General features: G+C 73.6%; 19 protein-coding genes, 4 tRNA genes and 1 pseudogene. 19 read left to right on the forward strand and 5 right to left on the reverse strand.

Annotated features, from left to right (window positions below; all coding sequences use genetic code 11):
• Positions 1-20: 20 nt before the first annotated feature.
• The gene (locus OF117_RS13870) at positions 21-1283 is read left to right on the forward strand and encodes a PQQ-dependent sugar dehydrogenase (protein WP_263553434.1); all 1263 of its coding nucleotides are present in this window, start codon (positions 21-23) and stop codon (positions 1281-1283) included.
• 120 nt (positions 1284-1403) lie between these two features.
• On the opposite strand, the gene OF117_RS13875 is transcribed toward OF117_RS13870, so the two are convergent.
• Both OF117_RS13875 and OF117_RS13880 read right to left on the reverse strand, forming a co-directional pair.
• Positions 1404-2495: a 2-oxoacid:ferredoxin oxidoreductase subunit beta gene (locus tag OF117_RS13875; protein ID WP_263553435.1), complete on the reverse strand. Its 1092-nt coding sequence runs from the start codon at positions 2493-2495 to the stop codon at positions 1404-1406.
• Positions 2492-4471 carry a 2-oxoacid:acceptor oxidoreductase subunit alpha gene (locus OF117_RS13880; RefSeq protein ID WP_263553436.1) on the reverse strand — a complete coding sequence of 660 codons (1980 nt, stop codon included), beginning with the start codon at positions 4469-4471 and terminating at the stop codon, positions 2492-2494. Before OF117_RS13880 ends, OF117_RS13875 begins: the two co-directional genes overlap by 4 nt.
• Before the next feature lie 268 nt (positions 4472-4739).
• Here OF117_RS13880 and htpX point away from each other — a divergent pair, with 268 nt between their 5' ends.
• Positions 4740-5618, forward strand: a complete 879-nt coding sequence (gene htpX / locus OF117_RS13885) for a zinc metalloprotease HtpX (protein WP_263553437.1) — start codon at positions 4740-4742, stop codon at positions 5616-5618.
• Positions 5619-5679: 61 nt separating this feature from the next.
• On the opposite strand, the gene OF117_RS13890 is transcribed toward htpX, so the two are convergent.
• Complete coding sequence (locus tag OF117_RS13890) at positions 5680-6171, reverse strand: YajQ family cyclic di-GMP-binding protein (RefSeq protein ID WP_263553438.1); 492 nt, start codon at positions 6169-6171, stop codon at positions 5680-5682.
• 86 nt (positions 6172-6257) lie between these two features.
• Here OF117_RS13890 and OF117_RS13895 point away from each other — a divergent pair.
• A tRNA-Tyr gene (locus OF117_RS13895) sits at positions 6258-6339 on the forward strand.
• A gap of 116 nt (positions 6340-6455) precedes the next feature.
• Here OF117_RS13895 and OF117_RS13900 read toward each other — a convergent pair.
• Positions 6456-6836 (reverse strand): pilus assembly protein TadG-related protein, encoded by a 381-nt coding sequence (locus OF117_RS13900; protein ID WP_263553439.1) that lies wholly within the window; start codon positions 6834-6836, stop codon positions 6456-6458.
• 142 nt (positions 6837-6978) lie between these two features.
• Between OF117_RS13900 and OF117_RS13905 the strand changes: the two genes are divergently transcribed.
• The 8 genes from OF117_RS13905 (at position 6979) to OF117_RS13940 (ending at position 14031) form a co-directional block, all read left to right on the forward strand.
• Positions 6979-7275: a hypothetical protein gene (locus tag OF117_RS13905; RefSeq protein ID WP_263553440.1), complete on the forward strand. Its 297-nt coding sequence runs from the start codon at positions 6979-6981 to the stop codon at positions 7273-7275.
• Positions 7272-9407 carry a hypothetical protein gene (locus OF117_RS13910; protein WP_263553441.1) on the forward strand — a complete coding sequence of 712 codons (2136 nt, stop codon included), beginning with the start codon at positions 7272-7274 and terminating at the stop codon, positions 9405-9407. The genes OF117_RS13905 and OF117_RS13910 overlap by 4 nt, the downstream gene beginning before the upstream one ends.
• A 617-nt stretch (positions 9408-10024) precedes the next feature.
• The gene (locus OF117_RS13915) at positions 10025-12562 is read left to right on the forward strand and encodes a putative bifunctional diguanylate cyclase/phosphodiesterase (protein WP_263553442.1); all 2538 of its coding nucleotides are present in this window, start codon (positions 10025-10027) and stop codon (positions 12560-12562) included.
• 98 nt (positions 12563-12660) lie between these two features.
• Positions 12661-12733: transfer RNA gene (locus OF117_RS13920), tRNA-Thr, on the forward strand.
• A gap of 74 nt (positions 12734-12807) precedes the next feature.
• Positions 12808-12881: transfer RNA gene (locus tag OF117_RS13925), tRNA-Met, on the forward strand.
• Positions 12882-12987: 106 nt separating this feature from the next.
• Entirely contained in the window at positions 12988-13152 is a 165-nt protein-coding gene (gene rpmG / locus OF117_RS13930) for a 50S ribosomal protein L33 (RefSeq protein WP_411969453.1), read from the forward strand.
• Positions 13153-13156: 4 nt separating this feature from the next.
• Positions 13157-13609, forward strand: coding sequence for a MaoC family dehydratase N-terminal domain-containing protein (locus tag OF117_RS13935; RefSeq protein WP_263553443.1), 453 nt, complete (start codon positions 13157-13159; stop codon positions 13607-13609).
• Positions 13606-14031: a MaoC family dehydratase gene (locus OF117_RS13940; protein WP_263553444.1), complete on the forward strand. Its 426-nt coding sequence runs from the start codon at positions 13606-13608 to the stop codon at positions 14029-14031. Before OF117_RS13935 ends, OF117_RS13940 begins: the two co-directional genes overlap by 4 nt.
• A 37-nt stretch (positions 14032-14068) precedes the next feature.
• On the opposite strand, the gene OF117_RS13945 is transcribed toward OF117_RS13940, so the two are convergent.
• Entirely contained in the window at positions 14069-15322 is a 1254-nt protein-coding gene (locus OF117_RS13945; protein WP_263553445.1) for a pyridoxal phosphate-dependent aminotransferase, read from the reverse strand.
• A 232-nt stretch (positions 15323-15554) separates the two neighbouring features.
• Here OF117_RS13945 and OF117_RS13950 point away from each other — a divergent pair.
• From OF117_RS13950 to rpoB, 8 genes and pseudogenes are all read left to right on the forward strand, one after another.
• A tRNA-Trp gene (locus OF117_RS13950) sits at positions 15555-15627 on the forward strand.
• 137 nt (positions 15628-15764) lie between these two features.
• Positions 15765-16292, forward strand: a complete 528-nt coding sequence (secE, locus tag OF117_RS13955; protein ID WP_263553446.1) for a preprotein translocase subunit SecE — start codon at positions 15765-15767, stop codon at positions 16290-16292.
• Positions 16293-16343: 51 nt separating this feature from the next.
• Positions 16344-17228: a transcription termination/antitermination protein NusG gene (gene nusG, locus OF117_RS13960; RefSeq protein ID WP_263553447.1), complete on the forward strand. Its 885-nt coding sequence runs from the start codon at positions 16344-16346 to the stop codon at positions 17226-17228.
• A gap of 98 nt (positions 17229-17326) precedes the next feature.
• Positions 17327-17755, forward strand: coding sequence for a 50S ribosomal protein L11 (gene rplK, locus OF117_RS13965; RefSeq protein WP_263553448.1), 429 nt, complete (start codon positions 17327-17329; stop codon positions 17753-17755).
• A gap of 136 nt (positions 17756-17891) precedes the next feature.
• On the forward strand, positions 17892-18611 hold the full coding sequence (rplA, locus tag OF117_RS13970; RefSeq protein ID WP_263553449.1) for a 50S ribosomal protein L1: 720 nt from the start codon (positions 17892-17894) through the stop codon (positions 18609-18611).
• A 411-nt stretch (positions 18612-19022) separates the two neighbouring features.
• Positions 19023-19550, forward strand: a pseudogene (rplJ, locus tag OF117_RS13975) (50S ribosomal protein L10); the annotation flags it as partial.
• A gap of 121 nt (positions 19551-19671) precedes the next feature.
• Positions 19672-20064, forward strand: a complete 393-nt coding sequence (rplL, locus tag OF117_RS13980; protein WP_263553451.1) for a 50S ribosomal protein L7/L12 — start codon at positions 19672-19674, stop codon at positions 20062-20064.
• A 681-nt stretch (positions 20065-20745) separates the two neighbouring features.
• Complete coding sequence (gene rpoB / locus OF117_RS13985) at positions 20746-24138, forward strand: DNA-directed RNA polymerase subunit beta (protein ID WP_411969454.1); 3393 nt, start codon at positions 20746-20748, stop codon at positions 24136-24138.
• The last annotated feature ends 102 nt before the right edge of the window (positions 24139-24240 follow it).

A 24240-nucleotide genomic window follows, 5' to 3' on the forward strand; every position in this document is an offset into this window, starting at 1 on the left:
ACGGCGGGGATGCTGGGGGCATGCCGCCGTCGCGATCTGGCCGCCGCCCGCCCGCCGCGCTCCGCACCGCCGTCCCCGCGGCCGCGCTCGTCGCTGCGCTGGCCGCCTGCGCGAGCGACGGGGGCGCCGCGGGTGACGGCGCCGCGGGTGAGGCGGCGCCCGCCTCCTCGCCGGGGAGCCCGCCGGCACCGGCGTCGGCCGCACCGGCCACCGTGCCCGCGCTGCAGGTCCAGGTGGTCGCCGAGGGCCTCGACCACCCCTGGGACGTCGCGCAGGCGCCGGACGGCACGCTGCTGCTCGACGAGCGGCCCGGCGGGCTGACCGCCGTCCTGCCCGGCGGGCGCGTCCAGGACGTCGCCGCCGACTTCGGCGACCTGTTCGCCGAGGGGGAGACCGGCCTGATGGGCCTGGCGCTGGACCCGGGGTTCGACGGCAACCGCCGGTTCTACACCTGCCAGGGCGTGCAGGACGGTCCGACCGGCGCGCCGGCCGTGCAGGTGGTGGCCTGGACGGTGGCCGACGACTGGAGCTCGGCCACGCGGGTCGCCGATCCGCTGGTGGGAGGCATCCCCGTCAACGCGGGGACCGGCCGGCACGGCGGCTGCCGGGTCGAGTTCGGCCCGGACGGCTCGCTGTACGTGGGCACGGGCGACAACGCGATCGGCACCACCCCGCAGGACCTCGGCACCCTCGCCGGCAAGGTGCTGCGGGTCGACCCGGCCACCGGCGCGGCGCTGCCGGACAACCCCTTCGCCGGAGCCGGCGACGGCGCCGACGACCTGCTCTGGACCTACGGGCACCGCAACGTGCAGGGCCTGGCCGTCCGCCCGGGCACCGACCAGGTGTACTCCGTCGAGCACGGACCCGACCGCGACGACGAGGTCAACCTGCTGCGGCCGGGCGGCAACTACGGCTGGAACCCGGTCGGGGCGGGCGTCTACGACGAGTCCGTGCCGATGACCGACCCGCAACTGCCGGGCGCCGTCGCGGCCGCGTGGTCGTCGGGCGACGAGCGGGTGGCCCCGAGCGGCGCCACGTTCCTGCAGGGCGCGCAGTGGGGCGCCTACGACGGGCTGCTGCTCGTCGGGGCGCTGCGCGGGGAGCGGGTGATCGCGCTCCGGCTCGACGAGGCCGGTGCCCTGGTCGAGCAGTTCCCGCTGCCGGAGCTCGACGGCACCCACGGCCGCATCCGCAGCCCCCAGCTCGGGAACGACGGCGCGCTCTACCTGACCACCGACAACGGCGGCGGCCGGGACCAGCTCCTGAGGGTCACCCCGAGCTGACGAGGGGTGTCGCGCCGAGTGGGCCCGGAGGGTCTCCACTCGGCGCGACGGAGCGGCTCGACGCGACCGGGGGAGCGTCAGCTGGCCGCGGTGTCCTCCGGAGGACGACGATGTTCCGCGTCAGGCCTCCACGACCCAGGTGTCGCTGCCGGCCAGGAGGGCGTCGAGGTCGGCGGGCTGCTGGGCGCGGGCGTCGTCGAGCTGCTCGGCCATCATCCGGTCGTAGGTCGGCTTCTGCACCGCCCGGAACACACCCATCGCCGTGTAGCGCAGGTCCTGGCTGGACAGCCGGGACAGCGCGAAGGCGTACGACGGATCGGTCCGGTGCGCGTCGTGGACGACGACCTCGGCCGGGTCGACCTGGTTGGTCTCCGCGACGCGCAGGCCGCCGTACTCGTCGCGGACCACGCACGAGGCGCCGTCCGGACCGAACACCAGCGGCTCGCCGTGCACCAGCGGGATCGTCCACTGCGCGGCCGTGGCCGGGTCCTTGAGCAGATCGAACGCGCCGTCGTTGAAGATGTTGCAGTTCTGGTAGATCTCCACCAGCGCCGTGCCCTCGTGCTCGGCGGCCTGCCGCAGCACCTCGGTGAGCCCCTTGCGGTCGGAGTCCATCGCCCGGCCCACGAAGGTGGCGTCGGCGCCCAGCGCCAGCGACACCGGGTTGAACGGGTGGTCCAGCGAACCCATCGGGGTCGACTTGGTCACCTTGCCGACCTCGGACGTCGGCGAGTACTGGCCCTTGGTCAGCCCGTAGATCCGGTTGTTGAACAGCAGGATCGTCAGGTTCACGTTGCGGCGCAGCGTGTGGATCAGGTGGTTGCCGCCGATCGACAGCGCGTCGCCGTCGCCGGTCACCACCCACACCGAGAGGTCGGGGCGGGCGGCGGCCAGCCCGGTGGCGATGGCCGGGGCGCGGCCGTGGATCGAGTGCATCCCGTAGGTGTTCATGTAGTACGGGAAGCGCGAGGAGCACCCGATGCCGGACACGATGACCATGTCCTCGCGGGCGATGCCCAGGCTCGGCAGGAAGCTCTGGACGGCGTTGAGGATGACGTAGTCACCGCAGCCGGGGCACCAGCGGACCTCCTGGTCGGTCTTGAGGTCCTTGGCCTTGAGCTCGGTCTGCTTGTCCCCGCCGGCGGCGATGGCCGCGGAGATCGGATCGGCCGCCGGCATGCCGAGGTCGTGCACGTGGTCGGTGGTGGTCACCGGGCACCTCCGGGGGCGGCGGCCACGGCGGCCGCGGTGGGAGTGGTGGAGTCGATGACGCCCTGCAGCACGGCGGCGAGCTCCGCCGCGCGGAAGGGCAGGCCGCGCACCTGCGTGTGGCTCTCGACGTCGACGAGGTACTTCGCCCGCAGCAGCAGCGCGAGCTGGCCCATGTTCATCTCCGGGCAGACGACGCGGTCGTAGCGGCGCAGGACGTCGCCCAGGTCGGCCGGCATCGGGTTGACGTGCCGCAGGTGGATCTGGGCGATCGACCGGCCGGAGCGCCGGATGCGCCGGCAGGCGGCGCCGATCGGGCCGTACGTGGAGCCCCAGCCGACGACAGCCACCCGGGCGTCGCCGTCCGGGTCCTCGACCTCGGTGGCCGGGATGTCGGCGGCGATGCCGTCGATCTTGGCCTGCCGGGTGCGGGTCATGAGGTCGTGGTTGGCCGGGTCGTAGGAGATGTTGCCGGTCTTGTCAGCCTTCTCGAGCCCGCCGATCCGGTGCTGCAGCCCGGCGGTGCCGGGCACGGCCCAGGCGCGGGCCAGGGTCTCCGGATCGCGCAGGTAGGGGAGGAAGGTGCCGTCCTCGCCGTTGGGCTCGGTGGCGAAGTCGACCCGCAGGTCGGGCAGCGAGTCGACGTCGGGGATGGCCCACGGCTCGGCGCCGTTCGCCAGGTAGCCGTCGGAGAGCAGCACGACCGGCGTCCGGTACGTCAGCGCGATCCGCGCGGCCTCCAACGCGGCGTCGAAGCAGTCGCCGGGGGAGCGCGGGGCGATGACCGGCAGCGGCGCCTCGCCGTTGCGCCCGAACATGGCCTGCAGCAGGTCCGACTGCTCGGTCTTGGTCGGCAGGCCGGTCGACGGCCCGCCGCGCTGGACGTCGACGACCACCAGCGGTAGCTCGGTCATGACCGCCAGGCCGATGGTCTCCGACTTCAGCGAGATGCCGGGGCCGGACGTCGTGGTGACGCCGAGGGCGCCACCGAACGCGGCGCCCAGCGCCGCACCGATCCCGGCGATCTCGTCCTCGGCCTGGAAGGTGCGCACGCCGAAGGCCTTGTGCTTGGACAGCTCGTGCAGGATGTCCGAGGCCGGGGTGATCGGGTAGGCGCCCAGGAACACGGGCAGGCCGGACCGCTGCCCGGCGGCGACGAGGCCGAACGCCAGCGCCTGGTTGCCGGAGATGTTGCGGTAGCGGCCCGGCGCCATCGGGGCGGGCTTGACCTCGTAGCTGACCGCGAAGGCCTCGGTGGTCTCGCCGTAGTTGAAGCCGGCGCGGAAGGCGGTGATGTTGGCCGCGGCGATCTCCGGCTTGCGGCGGAACTGCCGCTCGAGGAAGCGGACCGTGCCCTCGGTCGGCCGGTGGTACATCCACGAGAGCAGGCCGAGCGTGAACATGTTCTTGCTCCGCTCGGCCTCCTTCTTGCCCAGACCGGAGTCGGCCAGGGCGTCGAGCGTCAGCGAGGTGAGCGGCACGCTGACCACCTGCCACCCCTCGAGCGAGCCGTCCTCGAGCGGGTTCTCGGTGTAGCCGACCTTGGCCAGGTTGCGCGGGGTGAACTCGTCGCTGTCGGCGATGAGCAGACCGCCGCCGGGGAGATCGGAGATGTTGGCCTTGAGGGCGGCCGGGTTCATCGCCACCAGCACGTCGGGTGCGTCGCCCGGCGTCATGATGTCGTGGTCGGCGAAGTGCAGCTGGAACGAGCTGACGCCGGGCAGCGTGCCCGTCGGCGCGCGGATCTCGGCGGGGAAGTTGGGCAGCGTCGAGAGGTCGTTGCCGAAGGACGCCGTCTCGCTGGTGAAGCGGTTGCCGGTGAGCTGCATGCCGTCGCCGGAGTCACCGGCCAGCCGGATGACCACGCGATCGAGTTCGACGACGCTCTTGACCAGGCCGCCCGGTGCGGATGGCGCGAGCTCCGCGGGGCCGTGACCGTTGCCCGCGGCGGTCGCCGTCGACGGGGTGGTGCTCGTCATGGGTGATCAACCTCCACCGGCCGAGGTTACGTGCGGGTGCCCGCGGCCGGTCTGTGGAACCGGACACCCCGAACCATCCATCCTTGCCCGTCCCGGCCCACCGCACACGGGTCCCGGGCGCATCCCCGGCACCAACCCGTCCGGGCCGCCGGTCATTCCGGCGCGGGCCCGGTCGCTCGTGCCGTCGCGGCGGTGCACAGCTCGCCCACCCTCGGGGGACGCGCCCGGCCCCGGGGAACGGCGTCCTGGCAGCCGGCGTTGGACAGGCGTGCAGCGCTGGAACAACGGGCTCAAGACCGCCGTCCTCCTCGGCCTGATGGCCGGCCTCATCCTCGCCGCCGGCCAGCTGATCGGGGGATCGCAGGGCCTCCTCGTCGCCGTCTTCATCGCCCTCGCGGTCAACGGCTTCGCCTACTTCAACTCCGACAAGCTCGCGCTGCGGGCCATGCGGGCCTTCCCGGTGACCGAGACCCAGGCTCCCGCGCTGTACGCCATGGTCCGCGAGCTGGCCACCGAGGCCCGCCAGCCGATGCCGCGCCTGTACGTCAGCCCGACCGACCAGCCCAACGCCTTCGCCACGGGGCGCAACCCGCGCAACGCCGCGGTCTGCTGCACGCAGGGCATCCTCGAGCTGCTCGACCGGCGCGAGCTGCGCGGCGTGCTGGCCCACGAGCTCTCGCACGTCTACAACCGTGACATCCTCATCAGCTCGGTCGCGGGCGCCATGGCGACGGTGATCACCTACCTGGCGCACATGGCGATGTTCGCCTCGCTGTTCGGCGGCCGCTCCGAGGAGGACCGCGGCGGCGGCAACGCGCTGGGCAGCCTCCTGCTCGTCGTCCTCGGCCCGATCGCCGCGGCCGTGGTGCAGATGGCGGTCAGCCGGAGCCGCGAGTACCAGGCCGACGCGTCCGGCGCCCGGCTGTCGCAGGACCCGCTGGCCCTGGCCAGCGCGCTGCGCAAGATCGAGCGCGGCGCCGCCGCCCGGCCGCTGCCGCAGGAGGACCGGCTGGTGACCCAGAGCCACTTGATGATCGCCAATCCGTTCCGCGGGCAGGGCATGGCGTCGCTGTTCACCACCCACCCGCCGATGGCGCAGCGGATCGCGCGCCTGGAGGGCATGGCGCGCGAACTCGGCCACACCTGAGAGGACCCTCGCCCCGAGGGGGGCTCGGCCACACCTGGGAGGACCCTCGCCCCGAGGGGACTCAGCGGTAGTTGTCGAACTGGAGGGCGACGTCGAGGTCCTTGTCGCGCAGCAGGCGCTGCACGGCCTGCAGGTCGTCGCGCTTCTTGCCGCTCACCCGCAGCTGGTCGCCCTGGATCTGCGCCTGCACGCCCCTCGGGCCCTCGTCGCGGATGATCTTCGCGATCCTCTTGGCCGTGTCGGACTCGATGCCCTGCTTGATGCGGGCGCCGAGCTTGTAGCCCTTGCCCGAGGCCTGCGGCTCGCCGGCGTCCAGGGACTTCAGCGAGATGCCCCGCTTGACCAGCTTCTCCTTGAAGACGTCCAGCGCCGCGGCCACCCGCTCCTCGGTGTCGGCCTGCAGCGTCACGCCGTCCTCGCCGGCCCAGGCGATGCTGGCGTTGGTGCCGCGGAAGTCGAACCGCTGCGACAGCTCCTTGCCCGCCTGGTTGAGGGCGTTGTCGACCTCCTGCCGGTCGACCTTGCTCACGACGTCGAAGGACGAGTCGGCCATGGTGCGCTCCTTCCGCTCTGCGGCGCCGTCCCGGGGATGCCGGGCCGCCGTCCGCCGTCTTGTACGCTGCTCCGGTACCACCGCACGGCGGGTTGCCCGAGTGGCCAAAGGGAGCGGACTGTAAATCCGTCGGCTCAGCCTACGAAGGTTCGAATCCTTCACCCGCCACGCCCGGTCCGACGGCCCCCGGCACCCACGTGCCGGGGGCCGTCGCGGTTCGCGGAGGGGTGGGTTCAGCCCGCGGTGGGCGCCCGCGCGGCGGCGACCGCGGTGCGCTCCAGCGGCTACCCGCCGAGGAAGAGCCAGCCGAAGGCGATGTCCACGTAGCGGGTGCACCGCACCGCGACCTCCACGCCGTCGGTCTCGGCCGACCACGCGTCCAGCCGGGCACCGCCGTCGGCGAGCTGGTCGGCCACCGCCGCGGCGGCCGTGGCCCGGGTGAGCGGCAGGTCCTCACCCAACCCGGCGGCGTAGACCGCGGCCTCGTCGGCCCGGTTGGCCGCGGCCAGAGCCGCGCCGTCGCAGACCGCCTGCACCTCCTGCTGCTCCAGGAACGCGTCGGACGCGGCGATCGCGCCGAAGGCCATCAGCGCCGCGACGGTCCAGCAGACCAGCACGAAGGGCAGCGTCGAGCCCTGCTCCCCTCCGGCCACCTCCCGTCGCACGCCGGGCAGCGTAGAGCCCCGCGGGCGTGGTCCACCGCCCCCGGCCGGCGGATGTGGACGACGCGGTCACCCGACCGGGTGGCCGGCCGGCGCCTGTGGACGACGGCAACCCTCGGTCCCGCGGCGCGACAGGATGCGGCCCATGTCGTCCGACGAGTCGATCGAGGTCCCCGTGCTCGAACTGTTCGGCCTCGCCGGTGCGCTGCGCGTCGGGGCGGGGACGGCGGAGGAGGCCCGCGCCCGGCTGGTCCCCGGCGCCCCGGTCGGCGGCCGGCTGCAGCCGGCGGTCGACGCCTTCCTCGCCGGGCACGGGCTCACCGCCCGCGGGTTGGCGGGAGAGCTGCACCGGCTCGACGCCGCCGTCGCCGAGGTCGCCGGCTCCTGGCTGGCCCTCGACGCCGGGCTGCTCGTCCGCCGTGGCCAGGTGCGCACCCCGTGACCACGCCGCCGGCGCCAGTCCCGCTCGACCCGCCCCCGGAGGACCCGACCGCGCTCGACGACCTCGCCGGCGACGCAGGAGTCGCCGCCGATCGGCTGGGGGAGCTCGCCGCGCACCTGGGCGGTCCCGCGGCCGCGGCGCCCCGCTGGCGGGGTGAGGACGCGGTGGCGGCCACCGCGCGCGTGGCCGTGATCGCCGACCTGGCGGCGGGCAGCGCCGCGGCCCTGCAGCGCGCCGCCGCGCGGCTGGTGGCCCACGCCGCGGAGCTGCGCGCCGTCCGCCGCCGGATCCGCCGGCTGCAGGAAGAGCAGGAGGAGGACTTCGCGCGCACGCGGATCCAGCTCTCCACGCCGCTGGACCCCGCCGGGTGGACCGCCACGGGACCGGTCCACGCGGCAACCGCCCTGGAGCGGCTCGCAGCGGCCGAGCGGGAGCGGAGCCGGGAGCACGCGCGCCTCCTCGACCGGCTGTCCGACGCGGACACCACCACCGTCCGGGCGCTCGCCCTCCCCGGCGGCGACGGGCCCACCGGCCCGTCGGGCGCGGTGCAGCGCTGGTCCGCCCACCTGGTGGCCGTCCTGCCCGCCTGGGGCCGGGACGAGCTGGCCGACCGCGGCCGGGCCCTCGCCGACGCCTTCCTCGCGGGGCCGGGCGAGGAGGAGCACCTGATCTCCCTCGACGCGCTCGAACGGCGCGCCCGCGCCGTCGGGTCCGCCGCCGGCGAGGAGGCCTTCGCCGCGGCCTTCCTGGGCGGTCTCGGCGTCGCCGGCCTCCGCACGGCGCTGGAGACCGCCGCGCACGCCGACCTGGGCCCCGGCAGCGCCTTCGCGCGGTTGCTCGCGCGGGCGCTGGCCGCGGCCGCCGATCCGGACGACGGCACCGTCGACGCCCCCGTCGCCGGCCTGCTCGCCGAGCCGCTCCTGTCACCGGCCGATCCGCCCGGTCCCGCCGAGGGCGTCGCCGGGGGCATCGCGGCCGTCCTGCTGGCCGGTGCCGGCGCCGGCGGCGCGCGGGGCGTCCCACCGGCGGTGGTGGCCTCGTGGGGGCGCGATCTGCTGGCCCGGGAGCGGGTGGCGGGAGCGCCACCGGCGGCGCCCCCCGGCACCGGTCCGGCGCGGCTCGACCCGGTGGGCGTCGTGCTGGACACCCTCGTCGCCGCGGGCTCCGCCGACGCCGGTGCGGCGCTGCTGGCCGACCGCGACACCTGGTCGACGCTGCTGGCGCGCGACCGGGGCGACGGCGGCGCACTGCTGGCCGAGGTGGTCGCGCTGGCCGGGCGGGCGGAGGGCGGAGCCGGCCAACGGGCGGTGCGCAGCGGCCTCGAGGCGCTCGGCGCGGGCATCCGCGACGGCGACCCCGCCCACCGGTCGGTCGACCTGGCGGTGGTCGCCCGGGTGGCGCCGGCGCTGGGGACGGCGATCGCCGGCCACGTCGGGCACACGGCCGAGCTGCTCGGCACCGCGCTCGACGGGCGGTCGACCGGCCCGGCCGATCCCGCCCTCCGCGGCCTGGGCCACCTGACCACCCACCGCGCCGCCGCCCACGCGGTGGAGGGGGCGCTGCGAGAGTGGGCGTCCCGGCGACCGGTGGAGCTCGGCCCGGCCGGGCCCATCGGCCCGCTGCCCGCCGTCGAGGTGCCGAGCGCGTACCTCGCCGTCCAGGAGTACGGCCAGCGCCTGGCCGCGGCGATGAACGGGTTCGACCGCCAGGCCGAGGCGTTGCTCCGCAAGCGGCGGTGGGATGCCACGGTGGGCCTGCTGTGCCTGGTGCTGCGCGGGCCCTGGGGCGAGGTGGCCGGTCTCGTCGAGCCCTTTGCCGCGCACTGGCTGCGGGCCGACGGCACCTGGGACGACGGCGCCGAGCGGGGCCTGCCCGTCCGCCCGACCGACGCCGGCCGCGCCGCCCTCGCGGCGCTGCCACCCGACCAGCGGGCGCACGCGGTGGCCGCCGCCCGCACGGCGGAGACCTCCTTCCGGTTGACCGCGCACGCGCTCGGCTCGCCGGAACCACCGAGGTCCCCGGAGTGGAGCTTCTCGGAGGAGCTGCGGGAGGCGGCCCTGTCGGCGGCGACGGACCTCGGCCTCGGCCGCTGGGAGGAGCGCGACGGGCCGGAGAAGGGGAGGAAGCGGTGACCGTCACCCGATCCGGTGACAAGTCGTCTGTTTACAACCACGGAGCGTGACGACATGACTGGCCGTCACCCGTTAGTGATCGACGGTGCTTGCCCGTCCGGGTGACGGGAAGCAATGTGCCGGGTGCGGTCCGTACCGAACGACGCTCTGCCCCCGCGCGTGAGTGACTGCCGCACTCGTCGCAGTCGGTCGTGCCTTGAGGAGGACGTCATGAGCAGCATGCAGAGCGCAGTCGTGTCCCGTCGCGGGGCCTCGTGGTCGCGGGGGGCCTCGTGGTCGCGGGGGGCCTCGTGGTCGCGCGGCGCCTCCTGGTCCCGCGGCGCCAAGTGGTCGCACTGAGCGGATCCCTCGCGTCGGTCCCTCCGACGCGCTGAGGCGGCCCTCGGGCCCCGCCCCAGAACCTGCCTTCCGCATCCCGCCGGCTCCGGCCGGCACGAGCAGGGCAGCCGGTCGCCGACCGGCTGCCCTGCTCGCGTCCGGGGACCGCGCGATCGCCCCACGCCGGGTCTGCGGGCCCCGCGCCCGGCCGGGGGCGGGCCGATCCGCGGGGGCCGCCCGCGCAGGGTGCGCTGCTAGCCTCTGGCCGCCCACCTTCCCCGGGGAAACGCAGGTTTGCCGTGGCCGAGCCGGACGAGCGCGCGCCCGACCGGTCCTCGACCGATCGGAGCCCGTGGGCGGTGACGGCCGTCGTCCTGGCCTGCACCGTGCCCGTGGCCGTCGGGACGCTGTCGCCGCGGTTGTCCTCGGTCGACGTCCTGCCGCTGCTCGCCGTGGCCCTGGCCATGGTCGTGGCCGAGTCGCTGACGTTGCGCTTCGAGTTCCGCTCGCACGGCTTCACCTGGTCGGCGAGCGAGCTGGCGCTGGTCATCGCGCTCGTGCAGATCGGGGGGACGTGGACGGCCATCGCCCGCGCGGTCGCCGTGGGGGTCGTCGTCCTCGCGCAGGGGTTCCCCCGGGCCAAGGTGCTGTTCAACGCCGCCGTCGCGGTGCTCGAGGTGTGCGCCGCCGTCCTGGTCCTCGACGCGCTGCCGGGAGGCGCGATCACCGAGCCGCTGACCTGGCTGGCGTACCTGGTCGCGTTGTTCGCCGCCAACCTGGTCGGCACGCTGCTCATCGCGGCGGCCATCACCGCGACGGAGGGCTACCCGGGCCGCACGCTGTGGGCGCGGTTGTTCGTCCCCGTCCTGTTCGTCGGCCCGATGTCCGCCGTGGTCGGGTTGGCCGTGCTCAACCTGGTCGCGGTGACCGCCTGGACGTGGCTGCTGATCGTGCCGATCATCGTGGCGCTGGCGCTCCTCTACCGCCGCTTCGGCGCGGTGACGCGGGAGAGCCAGGCCCTGGAGCAGGTGTACGCGTTCGCGCGGCGGGTGGAGCAGCTGCCGGCCGACGAGGACGGCACCCCGCAGGTCGTCGAGGCGGTCCGGGAGCTGATGCACGCCGAGCGTGCCGCTCTGTGGCTGCCGCCGTACCTGGACGAGGAGCCGCGGCTGGTCGTCGCCGCGGAGGACGGCTCGGTCTGGTACGACGGGCCCGGCGACCCGGACGACCTGTTCCGGCGCCGGGCCGTCGAGGGCGACGAGACCCCGGTGCTGGGATCGCTGGCCCGCGCCGACCGTCAGGAGGCCGCGGCGCTGGCGCGTCGGGGCGTCTCCGACCTGCTCGGGGCGCCGGTGGTCACGGCGGCCGGCGAGCCGGGCTACCTCGAGGTGTGCGACCGCCGCGGCGACAACCTCTCGTTCGTCGAGAGCGACCGGTCGGCGCTGGACTCCATGCTCACCCACGTCAACGCCGCCATCCGCCAGCAGCAGTTGCTCACCCAGATCCGCTACGACGCCGACCACGACCGGTTGACCGGGCTGCCCAACCGGCAGCGCCTGGCGGCCGAGATCGACCAGTTGCTGGCCGCGGACCCGGTCGGCGCCCGCGCCGGGCTCGTCCTCGCCTCGCTGGGCAACTACACCGAGGTCACCGACACCCTGGGGCACGCGGCCAGCGACGAGCTGCTGCTGGTGACCGCCGGGCTGCTGCGCGAGCACGCGCCCCCGCAGGCCTTGGTGGCGCGGATGGAGGGCGACCAGTTCGCCGTCCTGCTGCCCGGCCTCTCCCTGGCGGCCACCGAGCGCGCCGCGCGGCGGCTGCGGGAGGCGGCATCCTGCCGCGCCCGGGTGGCGGGGCTCGACCTCGAGGTCACGCTGACCATCGGGGTGGCGGCCGCGCCGGTGCACGGCACCGACTCGGGCACCCTCATGCAGCGGGCCGACGTCGCCCTGCTGGCCGCCGGCGGCTCCGGCGGCGTGGCCAGCTACCACCCGGTGCTCGACCAGCAGAGCCTGCGCCGGCTGCAGCTGGGCACCGAGCTGGAGCAGGCGATGCGCGACGGCTCCATCGGTGTCGTCTTCCAGCCGATCATCGACGCGCAGAGCTCCGACATCGTCTCCGTCGAGACCCTCGTCCGCTGGGCGCACCCGCGCTACGGCCCGATCCCGCCCGACGACTTCATCCACCTCGCCGAGCAGATCGGCCGCATCGGCGCGCTGACCGACCACGTGCTCGACCTGGCGCTGGCGCGCTGCCGCCGCTGGCTGGACCAGGACATCGCGCTGTCGGTGGCGGTCAACCTGTCCGCGCACTGCCTCGGCGAGCCCGACCTGGTCGCACGGGTCCGCCGGGCGCTGCAGCGCCACGGCGTGCCGGGCGAGCTGCTCACCCTGGAGCTGACCGAGGGCAGCGTCGTGAGCGACTCGGTGCGCGGCAGCACGGTGCTCGGCGACCTGCACGCGCTGGGCCTGCGGCTGTCGATGGACGACTTCGGGACCGGCTACTCGTCGCTGTCGCAGCTGCGCCACCTGCCCATCGACGAGGTCAAGATCGACAAGTCCTTCGTGCTGGGCATGTCGACCAGCCAGGGCGAGTCGTTCATCGCCCGCTCGATCATCGAGCTCGCGCACAACCTGGGCCTCCGGGTGGTCGCCGAGGGTGTCGAGGACGAGGCGACCCGCAACCTGCTGGCCGAGATGGGGTGCGACAAGCTGCAGGGTTTCCTGGTCAGCCGCCCGCTGCCGGAGGACCGCCTGGAAAGCTGGCTGCTGGCGCGCACCGGTGTCCGGACGGCAGCCCCCGGGGCGGCTCACCGGCGGCTGTTCGTCCGCACGTGAGAGAGGGCCTCCCTGCTCCCCACCGCTCGCACGCTCGCGGCGGGCCCTGCAGGGAGGCCCGGGGCCATCGGGTACAGTCGTCGACGGCTCCGGCCACGGCCCCTTTAGCTCAGTCGGCAGAGCGTCTCCATGGTAAGGAGAAGGTCTACGGTTCGATTCCGTAAAGGGGCTCTGACCCGCGTTCACCTCGCGCGGGTATCCTGACCGACCGGTCCTGTCGCCCGACCGGGCCGCCCGGTCCCTCCGGCGGTGTAGCTCAGCCAGGCAGAGCAAGCGGCTCATAATCGCTGTGTCACCGGTTCAAATCCGGTCACCGCTACTTCCGACGGGCCCCCAGGTGGGCCCGTCGTCGCGTCGGACCCTCGGGCCGACCGCACCGACGGGCCCGGAGCCGGCCCGAACCGACAAGGCGAGGAGAGCACCCCGTGGCAGCCACCGACATCCGTCCGAAGATCACCCTGGCCTGCCAGGAGTGCAAGAACCGCAACTACATCACCCGCAAGAACCGGCGGAACGACCCCGACCGGCTCGAGCTGCGGAAGTACTGCCCGTACGACCGCAAGCACACCGTGCACCGCGAGACCCGCTGACCCGGTGCCGCTCGACAGGTCGCTGGCGGGGCGCAGCTATCCGCCGTCGGCCGTCTACGAGGTGGGCCGCGCCAAGATCGCCGAGTTCGCGCGGGCGGTCGGCGCCGACGACGCGGTTCACACCGACCCCGGCGCGGCCCGTGCCGCCGGCCATCCCGACGTCGTCGCCCCGCCGACGTTCGCCATCGTCGTGACCCTCGGCGCCGCCGACGTCGTGCTCGACGATCCCGACGTCGATCTCGACTACGGCCGCGTGGTCCACGGGGAGCAGCGCTTCACCCATCACCGGCCGATCCGGGCAGGCGACCGGCTGGTCAGCACGACCACGATCGACGCCGCGCGCACGGTCGCCGGGAACGACCTGCTCACGACGCGCGTCGACGTCCGCACCGAGGACGGCGAGGACGTGTGCACCGCCGTGTCGGTGCTCGTGGCCCGGGGCGGGGGTCCGGCGTGACCCGCCGGACCGCGGCCGACGCCCCGGTCGGCGCCGAGCTGCCCGAGCGGGTCTTCCCCGTCACGCGCGCCGACCTGGTGCGCTACGCCGGCGCCTCCGGCGACTTCAACCCGATCCACTGGAGCGACCGGGTCGCCACGTCCGTCGGCCTGCCCGGGGTGATCGCCCACGGCATGCTGACGATGGGCCTGGCCGGCCGCGCGGTCAGCGACTGGGCCGGCGACCCGGCCGCCGTCGTCGAGTACCACGTGCGCTTCGGGCGGCCGGTGGAGGTGCCCGACGACGACCGCGGCGCCGAGATCGCCGTCCGCGGCGTGGTGGCCGCCGGGCTCGACGGCGGGCGGGTGCGCGTCGACCTCACGGTCACCAGCGGCGGCGAGAAGGTGCTCTCGCTCGCCCGGGCGGTCGTGCAGCTGGCCTGACCGGGCCGGGTGCCCCCGGCGACGTCGGCCGGCCTGGTCAGCCGGCTGCCGAGAACAGCCGCTGCATCCGGGACACGCCCTCGACCAGGTCGTCGTCGCCGAGCGCGTAGGACATCCGCAGGTAGCCCGGCGTGCCGAACGCCTCGCCCGGGACGACGGCGACCTCCGCCTCCTCGAGGACGATCTCCGCGAGCTCGATGCTCGACGACGCCGTCCGCCCGGCGACGGGCCGGCCGAGCAGCCCCTTGACCGAGGGGTAGGCGTAGAAGGCGCCCTGCGGCTCGGGGCAGGCCACACCGGGGATCTCGCGCAGCATGGAGACGATCAGCTTCCGGCGCCGGTCGAACGCCTCCCGCATCGCCGCCACCGCCGACAGGTCGCCGTTGAGCGCGGCGATCGCCGCGGCCTGCGACACGTTGGCCACGTTGGAGGTGGCGTGCGACTGGAGGTTGGTGGCCGCCTTCACGACGTCGGCGGGGCCGACGATCCAGCCGACCCGCCAACCGGTCATCGCGTAGGTCTTCGCCACCCCGTTGACCACGACGCAGCGGTCGGCGATCTCCGGCACCACGACCGGCATGGACGGCGCGGTCGCACCGCCGTAGGTGAGGTGCTCGTAGATCTCGTCGGTGAGCACCCACAGCCCCGTCTCGGCCGCCCACCGGCCGATCTCGGCGACCTGCTGCTCGGGGTAGACCGCCCCGGTGGGGTTGGACGGCGAGCAGAACAGCACGACCTTGGTGCGGGGGGTGCGGGCGGCCTCGAGCTGGCCGACCGACACGAGGTAGCCGCTCTGCTCGTCGGCCAGGACCGGGACGGGCACGCCGCCGGCCAGCTTGATCGCCTCCGGGTACGTCGTCCAGTAGGGCGCGGGCAGCAGGACCTCGTCGCCCGGGTCGAGCATCGCGGCGAAGGCCTCGTAGACGGCCTGCTTGCCGCCGTTCGTCACCAGCACGTTGGCCGGGGTCGCCGCCAGCCCGGAGTCGCGCGCCGTCTTGGCGACGATCGCCTCCTTGAGCGCGGGCAGGCCGCCCGCCGGGGTGTAGCGGTGCATGGCCGGCTGGCGGGCGGCGGCGATCGCGGCCTCGACGACGTAGTCCGGGGTGGGGAAGTCCGGCTCGCCGGCGCCGAAGCCGATGACCGGCTTCCCGGCCGCCTTCAGCGCCTTGGCCTTGGCGTCGACGGCGAGCGTGGCCGACTCGGTGATGGCGGCCAGCCGGCGCGACACGCGGCGCTCGGCGGGGGGCGGCTGCGACGGGGCGGCGGGCTCCTGCGCGGACACGGCGGTCATGGGCCCATCGTGTCAAAGCGGCTCCGGCCGGACCGCCCGGGACCGACGGCGTCCCGGCCTCGTTGGCTGCCGGGGCGGCCGGTCCCGTACACTCGCAGGCCTGGGGCTGCTGACCCCGCCACCGGCGTGCCCCGGATCCCCGCGGGACCGGTGTGCGTGTGGCAGGGGTCGGGCGTCCCGGGCCCCGTCCGGGGCGCGGCGCCGGCTGCGGTGCCGCACCGGTCCGGGGCATAGGGGTGTAGCTCAATTGGCAGAGCAGCGGTCTCCAAAACCGCAGGCTGCAGGTTCAAGTCCTGTCACCCCTGCCCGAGCGCTCGGCCGCTCCCGGAGACGCGGCGAGCGGTTCGACCGGCGCACGGACCAGGGCACGACCGCACCGGACGACGGTGACACCGACCGGGGCCCGCACGAGGGCCCACCACGACGAGGCGAGCGAGGCGCAGTGAGCGACGACCAGCGGGACCGCGAGGACGATCCCCGCGGCGCCACGGACGCCGAGCTGACCGACGAGCGGATCGACCGGGAGACGCCGGGCGTCGACGACGCCGCGGAGCTGGAGGCGGCCGAGGACGAGGTCGCCTCGGAGGCGGCCGCCGAGGAGGGCAAGGTCGTCGGTGCGCCGACCCGACGCCGCGGTCGCGCCATCACCGCCGAGGGCGACGACGACACCGCCGTCCCGGCCCGGCGTCCGGCCCGGAGTGCCGCCCGCCCGGCCGGCCGGGCGGAGGGCGCCGGCACCCGTTCCCGAGCGGCCGCCGAGCGGGCACGGGCCGAGGAGCTGCGGCCCCGGCGCTCGCTGCGCCGCTTCCTGCGCGAGGTGGTCGCCGAGCTGCGCAAGGTCATCTGGCCGGGACGCCGCGAGCTGATCACGTACACGACCGTGGTGATCGTCTTCGTGGCCTTCATCGTCGCCCTGGTGGCCGGGCTCGACCTGCTCTTCGCCCAGGGCGTGATCGCCGTCTTCGGCTGACCGTCCGCGCCACCGGCCCCGACGCTGCACCCGCAACAGGAAGAGACCCCCGTGACCGACCCCCGCGAGCCCTTCGCGACCGACAGCGCCGTCGACGACCCGGCGTACGCCACCGATCTCGACGACGCGCGCATGGACGTCCGCGGAACCGCCGACCTCGAGACGGGCGCCGGCGAGACCGGTGCCGCCGAGGGGACGAGCGACACCGCCGACCTCGACACCGCCAGCGAGGTGGCCGACGCGACGCCCGCCGTCGAGGGGGGCGATCCGGGCAGCCTGGCCAGCGACCCGCTGGTCGCGCCGGCGGCCGACTCCGACGGCGACGTGATCGAGGACCCGGCCGAGGTCATGCGCCAGAAGCTGCGCCTGCTGCCCGGCGACTGGTACGTCGTGCATTCCTACGCGGGCTACGAGAACAAGGTGAAGACCAACCTCGAGGCGCGCATCCAGTCGCTGGACGTCGAGGACTACATCTACCAGATCGAGGTGCCCACCGAGGAGGTCACCGAGATCAAGAACGGCAAGCGCGCGCAGGTCAACCGCAAGGTGCTGCCCGGCTACCTGCTCGTCCGCATGGAGCTCAACGACGAGTCGTGGGGCGCGGTGCGCAACACCCCGGGCGTCACCGGCTTCGTCGGCGCGACGTCCCGGCCCTCGCCGCTGACCCTCGACGAGGTCGTGAAGATCCTCGCCCCGGCCGCCACCCCGCAGGCCGCCCGTGTGCCGGAGACCGCCGGCGCGGCCGCCGCGGCCCCGACCGCCGTCGTCGACTTCGAGATCGGCGAGTCGGTCACCGTCATGGACGGGCCGTTCGCGACCCTGCCCGCGACGATCAACGAGATCAACGCCGAGCAGCAGAAGCTGCAGGTGCTCGTCTCCATCTTCGGCCGCGAGACCCCGGTCGAGCTGTCCTTCAACCAGGTCCAGAAGTTGTAGCGGTCGGGCCCGGTGCCCCCCGACCCTCGCTCCGCTCGGGCCGGGACCCTGCTCCGGGGCCTTCCAGCCCAGATCACGAGAGAAGACGAAGGAAAGCGATGCCCCCCAGGAAGCGGTTGACCGCGGTCATCAAGCTCCAGATCAACGCCGGCGCGGCCACCCCCGCGCCGCCGGTCGGTCCGGCGCTCGGCCAGCACGGCGTCAACATCATGGAGTTCTGCAAGGCCTACAACGCCGCGACCGAGTCGCAGCGCGGCAACGTGATCCCGGTCGAGATCTCGGTGTTCGAGGACCGGTCCTTCACCTTCGTCACCAAGACCCCGCCGGCCGCCCGGATGCTGCTCAAGGCCGCCGGTGTCGAGAAGGGCTCGGGGGAGCCGCACAAGACCAAGGTCGCCACCGTCACCCGCGACCAGGTCCGCGAGATCGCCCAGACCAAGATGCCCGACCTCAACGCCAACTCGCTCGACGAGGCGGAGAAGATCATCGCCGGCACCGCCCGGTCGATGGGCATCACCGTCCAGTAACCCGATGGAACGGCCTCGTCCAGAGGCTCGGCCCGAGCGTGCGAGGGCTGAGGAGGACGAGGTCCTTCCAGTGGGAGGGCCGGCCAGGCCCGTTCACCACACGATCCCCGGCGACCGCCGGGGGAGAGGAACCACCATGGCGAAGCACGGCAAGAAGTACCGCGCGGCGGCCGCGCAGGTCGACCACGACAACCTCTACACCCCGCTGCAGGCGGCGGCCCTGGCCAAGCAGACCTCGACGACCAGCTACGACGCGACGGTCGAGGTGGCCATGCGCCTCGGAGTCGACCCGCGCAAGGCCGACCAGATGGTCCGCGGCACGGTGAACCTGCCGCACGGCACGGGGAAGACCGCCCGCGTCATCGTCTTCGCGACCGGTGACAAGGCCGCCGAGGCGGAGGCCGCCGGGGCCGACGTCGTCGGGTCCGACGACCTGATCGAGCGCATCCAGGGCGGCTTCCTGGACTTCGACGCCGCGATCGCCACGCCGGACCAGATGGCCAAGGTCGGCCGCATCGCCCGCATCCTGGGCCCCCGCGGCCTGATGCCGAACCCGAAGACCGGCACGGTGACCCCCGACGTCACCAAGGCGGTCAACGACATCAAGGGCGGGAAGATCAACTTCCGCGTCGACAAGCAGGCGAACCTGCACCTGATCATCGGCAAGACGTCGTTCGACGACGCGAAGCTGGTCGAGAACTACGCGGCCGCGCTCGACGAGGTGCTGCGCGCCAAGCCGTCGGCGGCCAAGGGCCGGTACCTGAAGAAGGTCACCATCTCCACGACCATGGGTCCGGGCATCCCGGTCGACCCGAACCGCACCCGCAACCTGACCGTCGACGAGGCCACCGCCTAGCCAGGACGCCGTCCCCCGGTCCGGTCGGAGGCCCCGCAGCGCACCCGCGCTGCGGGGCCTCCGCTGTGCGTGCGGGCCGTCGTCGCGACCGGACCGCCGATCTCGGCGCGCCCGGCCGCCGCTCGCCGGCCCGCGGAGGCGCGGGGACCCGGCCCGCCGGCACCGCGCCGGGGTGGCGTACCCTTGCTCGCGTTCCCCCCTAGACCGCTGGTCGTCGCACGTGCGCGTGCGATCGAAGGTCCCGGAGTTCCGGGCGGCCCGCGCAGGAGGACGGTCCGATCGGCGGGCGCCCGCGCGTCCCGTCCCTCGCCCCGTGCGCCCTGCGCCGGGGCGTTCCTCGTCTCCGGGCCCGGTGATCGTCCGCGCTCGCGCCGTCGCACGAGCGGTCGCCCGACAGACGAGAGGAGGCCCATGCCCACGCAGGCCAAGGCCGCGGTGATCGACGAGATCACCGAGCGGTTCGAGAAGTCCAGCGCGGCCGTGCTCACCGAGTACCGCGGGCTGACCGTGGCGCAGCTGACCCAGCTGCGCCGTTCCCTCGGTGAGGGCAGCAGCTACGCCATCGTCAAGAACACCCTGACGAAGCGGGCGGCGGAGTCGGTCGGGCATGCCGACCTCGGTCCGCTGCTCAGCGGCCCGACCGCGATCGCCTTCATCGAGGGCGACCCGGTGGAGGCCGCCAAGGCCATCCGCGACTTCGCCCGCGCCCACCCGCTGCTCGTCATCAAGGGCGGCGTGGTCGAAGGCCGCACGGTCGACGCCGGTGAGGTCACCGCCCTCGCCGACGTCGAGCCGCGCGAGGTGCTCCTGGCCAAGCTGGCCGGCGCGATGAAGGGCAACCTGACCAAGGCCGCCGGGCTGTTCCAGGCCCCGCTGTCGCAGGTCGCCCGGCTGGCCGAGGCGCTCAAGGAGAAGAAGCCCGCCGAGACGGGCGGTGCCGCTCCCGAGGCCGCCCCCGAGGCCGTCCCGGCCGCTGCTGCCGAAACCACCACCGACACCCCCGACACCGCTGCCGCCGGCGACGCCCCGGCGAGCACCGACTGACCCAGAAGGAGAGATCATGGCCAAGCTGTCCACCACGGAGCTGCTCGACGCGTTCAAGGAGATGACGCTGCTCGAGCTCTCCGACTTCGTGAAGCAGTTCGAGGAGACCTTCGAGGTCACCGCCGCCGCGCCGGTCGCCATGGCGGCCGCCCCCGCGGCCGGTGGCGGCGGCGCTGCCGCCGAGGAGGCCGTGGAGCAGGACGAGTTCGACGTCATCCTCGAGGCCGCCGGCGACAAGAAGATCCAGGTCATCAAGGAGGTGCGCGGCCTGACCTCGCTCGGCCTCAAGGAGGCCAAGGACCTGGTCGACGGTGCGCCGAAGCCGCTGCTGGAGAAGGTCGCCAAGGACGTCGCGGAGAAGGCCAAGGCCGCCCTGGAGGGCGCCGGCGCCACCGTCACCGTCAAGTAGGAGGACCCCGCGGCCCTCGGGCCCCCTGCCGGAACCCGCCGCGAGCGTGCGAGTGGTGGGGAGCGGGGGTCCTTCGCGAGCGGGGCCGTTCCAGCGGGGTCACAGGGGCCGTCCTCCTCCGGGAGGGCGGCCCCTGCCGCGTCCGGGCCCGCCGGCACACCTCCCGCGGAGGGAAAGAGCGCGGCGTGGCGGTCCCACGGGCGCCACCTGTTTGGCATCATGTCCGTGCCGCCCAGCCCCGGCAGCCCCCGGCGCCCGCGCCGGAGCTCCCTGCCCGCCGGACGCCAGCACCGCGTCGGAGTGTGTCGCCGGTCTCCGAGCCGACCCCGACGTGGACATCGCGCGCGGGCAGGGGTAGGGTTCTCTGTTGCGCTGCCCCCTGACTGCTTGCCCGCCGAGACGGGTCACCAGGGGTGCCCGGGAAACGGCTCCCGGGCACCCGGTCGACCGGTCCGGTCCGGAGCCTCGCGGGCCCAGGCGGCGGCCCCGCCATTACCGACGACGACCCAGGACGCCCCCGCTCTTCACCGCCCGCACGTCGTGAGGTCCTTGGAAGGACGCATCTTGGCAGGCTCTCGCCCCACCAGCACGCCCACCAGCACCACCACCCCCAGCAGCACCCAGCAGGTCCCGGACGACCCCCAGCAGAGCACGCACACCGCCGGCACCGCCGCGCAGAAGATCCCCGGCTCGCCGCTGCGCGTCTCCTTCGCCAAGATCCACGAGCCCCTCGAGGTGCCGGATCTCCTGGCCCTGCAGACCGCGTCGTTCGACTGGCTCATCGGCAGCCCCGAGTGGCGGGCCACCCTGGCTCCCGAGGAGCAGCAGGCCGCCGTGGGCGGCCTGGCCGAGATCCTCGAGGAGATCTCCCCGATCGAGGACTTCAGCGGCTCGATGTCGCTGTCCTTCTCCAACCCTCGCTTCGAGGACGTCAAGGCGTCCCTCGAGGAGTGCAAGGACAAGGACATGACCTACGCGGCGCCGCTGTTCGTCACCGCCGAGTTCATGAACAACACCACCGGCGAGATCAAGAGCCAGACGGTGTTCATGGGCGACTTCCCGATCATGACGAAGAAGGGCACCTTCGTCATCAACGGGACCGAGCGCGTCGTCGTCTCGCAGCTGGTCCGCAGCCCGGGCGTCTACTTCGACAAGGCGCTGGACAAGACCTCGGACAAGGACGTCTTCAGCGCCAAGGTGATCCCCAGCCGCGGTGCCTGGCTGGAGTTCGACGTCGACAAGCGCGACACCGTCGGCGTCCGCATCGACCGCAAGCGCCGCCAGCCGGTCACCGTCCTGCTCAAGGCCCTGGGCTGGACCGAGGACCGCATCCGCGAGCACTTCTCCTGGTCGCCGATCGTGCTGGCGACCCTGGAGAAGGACCACATCGCGGGCCAGGACGAGGCGTTGCTCGACATCTACCGCAAGCTGCGGCCGGGTGAGCCTCCGACGCGCGAGAGCGCGCAGGCGCTGCTGGAGAACCTGTTCTTCAACTCGAAGCGCTACGACCTGGCGAAGGTCGGCCGGTACAAGGTCAACAAGAAGCTCGGCGTCGACGTGCCGCAGAGCACGCTCACGCTGACCGAGGACGACATCGTCGCCACCATCGACTACGTCGTCCGGCTGCACGCCGGGGAGCCCGACCACGGCGTCGACGACATCGACCACTTCGGCAACCGCCGCCTGCGCACCGTCGGCGAGCTGATCCAGAACCAGATCCGGGTCGGCCTCTCCCGCATGGAACGCGTCGTCCGCGAGCGGATGACCACCCAGGACGTCGAGGCGATCACGCCGCAGACGCTCATCAACATCCGGCCGGTCGTCGCCTCCATCAAGGAGTTCTTCGGCACCAGCCAGCTGTCCCAGTTCATGGACCAGACCAACCCGCTCGCGGGCCTGACCCACAAGCGCCGCCTGTCGGCGCTGGGCCCGGGCGGTCTGTCCCGGGAGCGGGCCGGCATGGAGGTCCGCGACGTGCACCCGAGCCACTACGGCCGGATGTGCCCGATCGAGACCCCGGAAGGCCCGAACATCGGGCTCATCGGCTCGCTGTCGGCCTTCGGCCGGGTGAACGCGTTCGGCTTCATCGAGACGCCGTACCGGAAGGTCGAGAACGGGACGGTCACCGACTCGATCGACTACCTCACCGCCGACGAGGAGGACCGCTTCGTCGTCGCCCAGGCCAACTCGCCACTGGACGCCCAGGGCCGGTTCGCCGAGGAGCGCGTGCTGGTCCGCACCAAGGGCGGTGAGGTCGACTACCTGCCGCCGGAGAACGTCGACTACATGGACGTGTCGCCGCGGCAGATGACCTCGGTCGCGACGGCGATGATCCCGTTCCTCGAGCACGACGACGCCAACCGCGCGCTCATGGGCGCGAACATGCAGCGCCAGGCGGTGCCGCTGCTGCGCAGCGAGGCCCCGCTGGTCGGCACCGGCATGGAGCTGCGTGCCGCCGTCGACGCCGGTGACGTGGTCGTGGCCGAGAAGGCCGGCGTGGTGGAGGACTCCACCGCCGACTACATCACCGTGATGGCCGACGACGGCACCCGGCAGACCTACCGGCTGCTGAAGTTCCGCCGTTCCAACCAGGGCACCTCGATCAACCAGTCGCCTGTCGTCGACGAGGGGCAGCGGGTCGAGGTCGGCCAGGTCATCGCCGACGGGCCCTGCACCGACGAGGGCGAGATGGCGCTCGGCAAGAACCTGCTCGTGGCGTTCATGCCGTGGGAGGGCCACAACTACGAGGACGCGATCATCCTGAGCCAGCGCCTCGTGCAGGACGACGTCCTGTCCTCGATCCACATCGAGGAGTTCGAGGTCGACGCCCGGGACACCAAGCTGGGCGCCGAGGAGATCACCCGGGACATCCCGAACGTCTCCGAGGAGGTGCTGGCCGACCTCGACGAGCGCGGCATCATCCGCATCGGCGCCGAGGTCGTCCCCGGCGACATCCTCGTCGGCAAGGTGACCCCGAAGGGCGAGACCGAGCTGACCCCCGAGGAGCGGTTGCTCCGCGCGATCTTCGGCGAGAAGGCGCGCGAGGTCCGCGACACCAGCCTCAAGGTCAAGCACGGTGAGTCCGGCAAGGTCATCGGCGTCCGGGTGTTCTCCCGGGAGGACGGCGACGAGCTGCCCGCCGGCGTGAACGAGCTGATCCGGGTCTACGTCGCCCAGATGCGCAAGATCTCCGACGGCGACAAGCTCGCCGGCCGGCACGGCAACAAGGGCGTCATCGCCAAGATCCTGCCGCAGGAGGACATGCCGTTCCTCGAGGACGGCACCCCGGTCGACATCGTGCTCAACCCGCTCGGCGTGCCGGGCCGGATGAACGTCGGCCAGGTGCTGGAGACCCACCTCGGCTGGGTGGCCAAGTCCGGCTGGCAGGTGGAAGGCGACCCCGAGTGGGCCACGCGGCTGCCCGAGGGCGCCCGCTCCGCCGAGCCGGGTACCCGGACGGCGACGCCGGTGTTCGACGGCGCCCGCGAGGAGGAGATCGTCGGCCTGCTGAGCTCGACGACGCCGACCCGCGACGGCCAGCGCCTGGTCGCCCCGACCGGCAAGGCGCGGCTGTTCGACGGCCGGTCGGGGGAGCCGTTCCCCGAGCCGATCTCGGTGGGCTACGTCTACATCCTCAAGCTGCTGCACCTGGTCGACGACAAGATCCACGCCCGGTCGACCGGTCCCTACTCGATGATCACGCAGCAGCCGCTGGGTGGTAAGGCGCAGTTCGGCGGGCAGCGCTTCGGCGAGATGGAGTGCTGGGCCATGCAGGCCTACGGCGCGGCCTACGCGCTGCAGGAGCTGCTGACCATCAAGTCCGACGACATCCTGGGCCGCGTCAAGGTGTACGAGGCCATCGTCAAGGGCGAGAACATCCCCGAGCCGGGCATCCCCGAGTCGTTCAAGGTGTTGCTCAAGGAGCTGCAGTCGCTGTGCCTGAACGTCGAGGTGCTCTCCGGCGACGGGCAGGCGATCGAGCTGCGCGACACCGACGACGAGGTCTTCCGGGCCGCGGAGGAGCTGGGCATCGACCTGTCCCGCCGCGAGCCGTCGTCCGTCGAGGACGTCTGAGAAAGGACCCCCGTGCCCCCCGCCACTAGCACGCTCGCGGCGGGGCCCTGCACGGGGGCCACGGTCAACAGCTGACTCAAGCGTTTCGGAACTAGCCCCGGA

It is taken from the genome of Geodermatophilus sp. YIM 151500 (assembly GCF_025716945.1).
Classification (GTDB): domain Bacteria; phylum Actinomycetota; class Actinomycetes; order Mycobacteriales; family Geodermatophilaceae; genus YIM-151500.

Bases quoted from the DNA above. Each gene is read 5' to 3' on its own strand.
- rplA (WP_263553449.1), top strand. From the start codon at position 17,892: ATGGCGAAGCACGGCAAGAAGTACCGCGCGGCGGCCGCGCAGGTCGAC.
- OF117_RS13890 (WP_263553438.1), bottom strand. From the start codon at position 6,171: ATGGCCGACTCGTCCTTCGACGTCGTGAGCAAGGTCGACCGGCAGGAG.
- OF117_RS13870 (WP_263553434.1), top strand. From the start codon at position 21: ATGCCGCCGTCGCGATCTGGCCGCCGCCCGCCCGCCGCGCTCCGCACC.
- OF117_RS13945 (WP_263553445.1), bottom strand. From the start codon at position 15,322: ATGACCGCCGTGTCCGCGCAGGAGCCCGCCGCCCCGTCGCAGCCGCCC.
- OF117_RS13880 (WP_263553436.1), bottom strand. From the start codon at position 4,471: ATGACGAGCACCACCCCGTCGACGGCGACCGCCGCGGGCAACGGTCAC.
- rplK (WP_263553448.1), top strand. From the start codon at position 17,327: ATGCCCCCCAGGAAGCGGTTGACCGCGGTCATCAAGCTCCAGATCAAC.
- OF117_RS13905 (WP_263553440.1), top strand. From the start codon at position 6,979: ATGTCGTCCGACGAGTCGATCGAGGTCCCCGTGCTCGAACTGTTCGGC.
- rplL (WP_263553451.1), top strand. From the start codon at position 19,672: ATGGCCAAGCTGTCCACCACGGAGCTGCTCGACGCGTTCAAGGAGATG.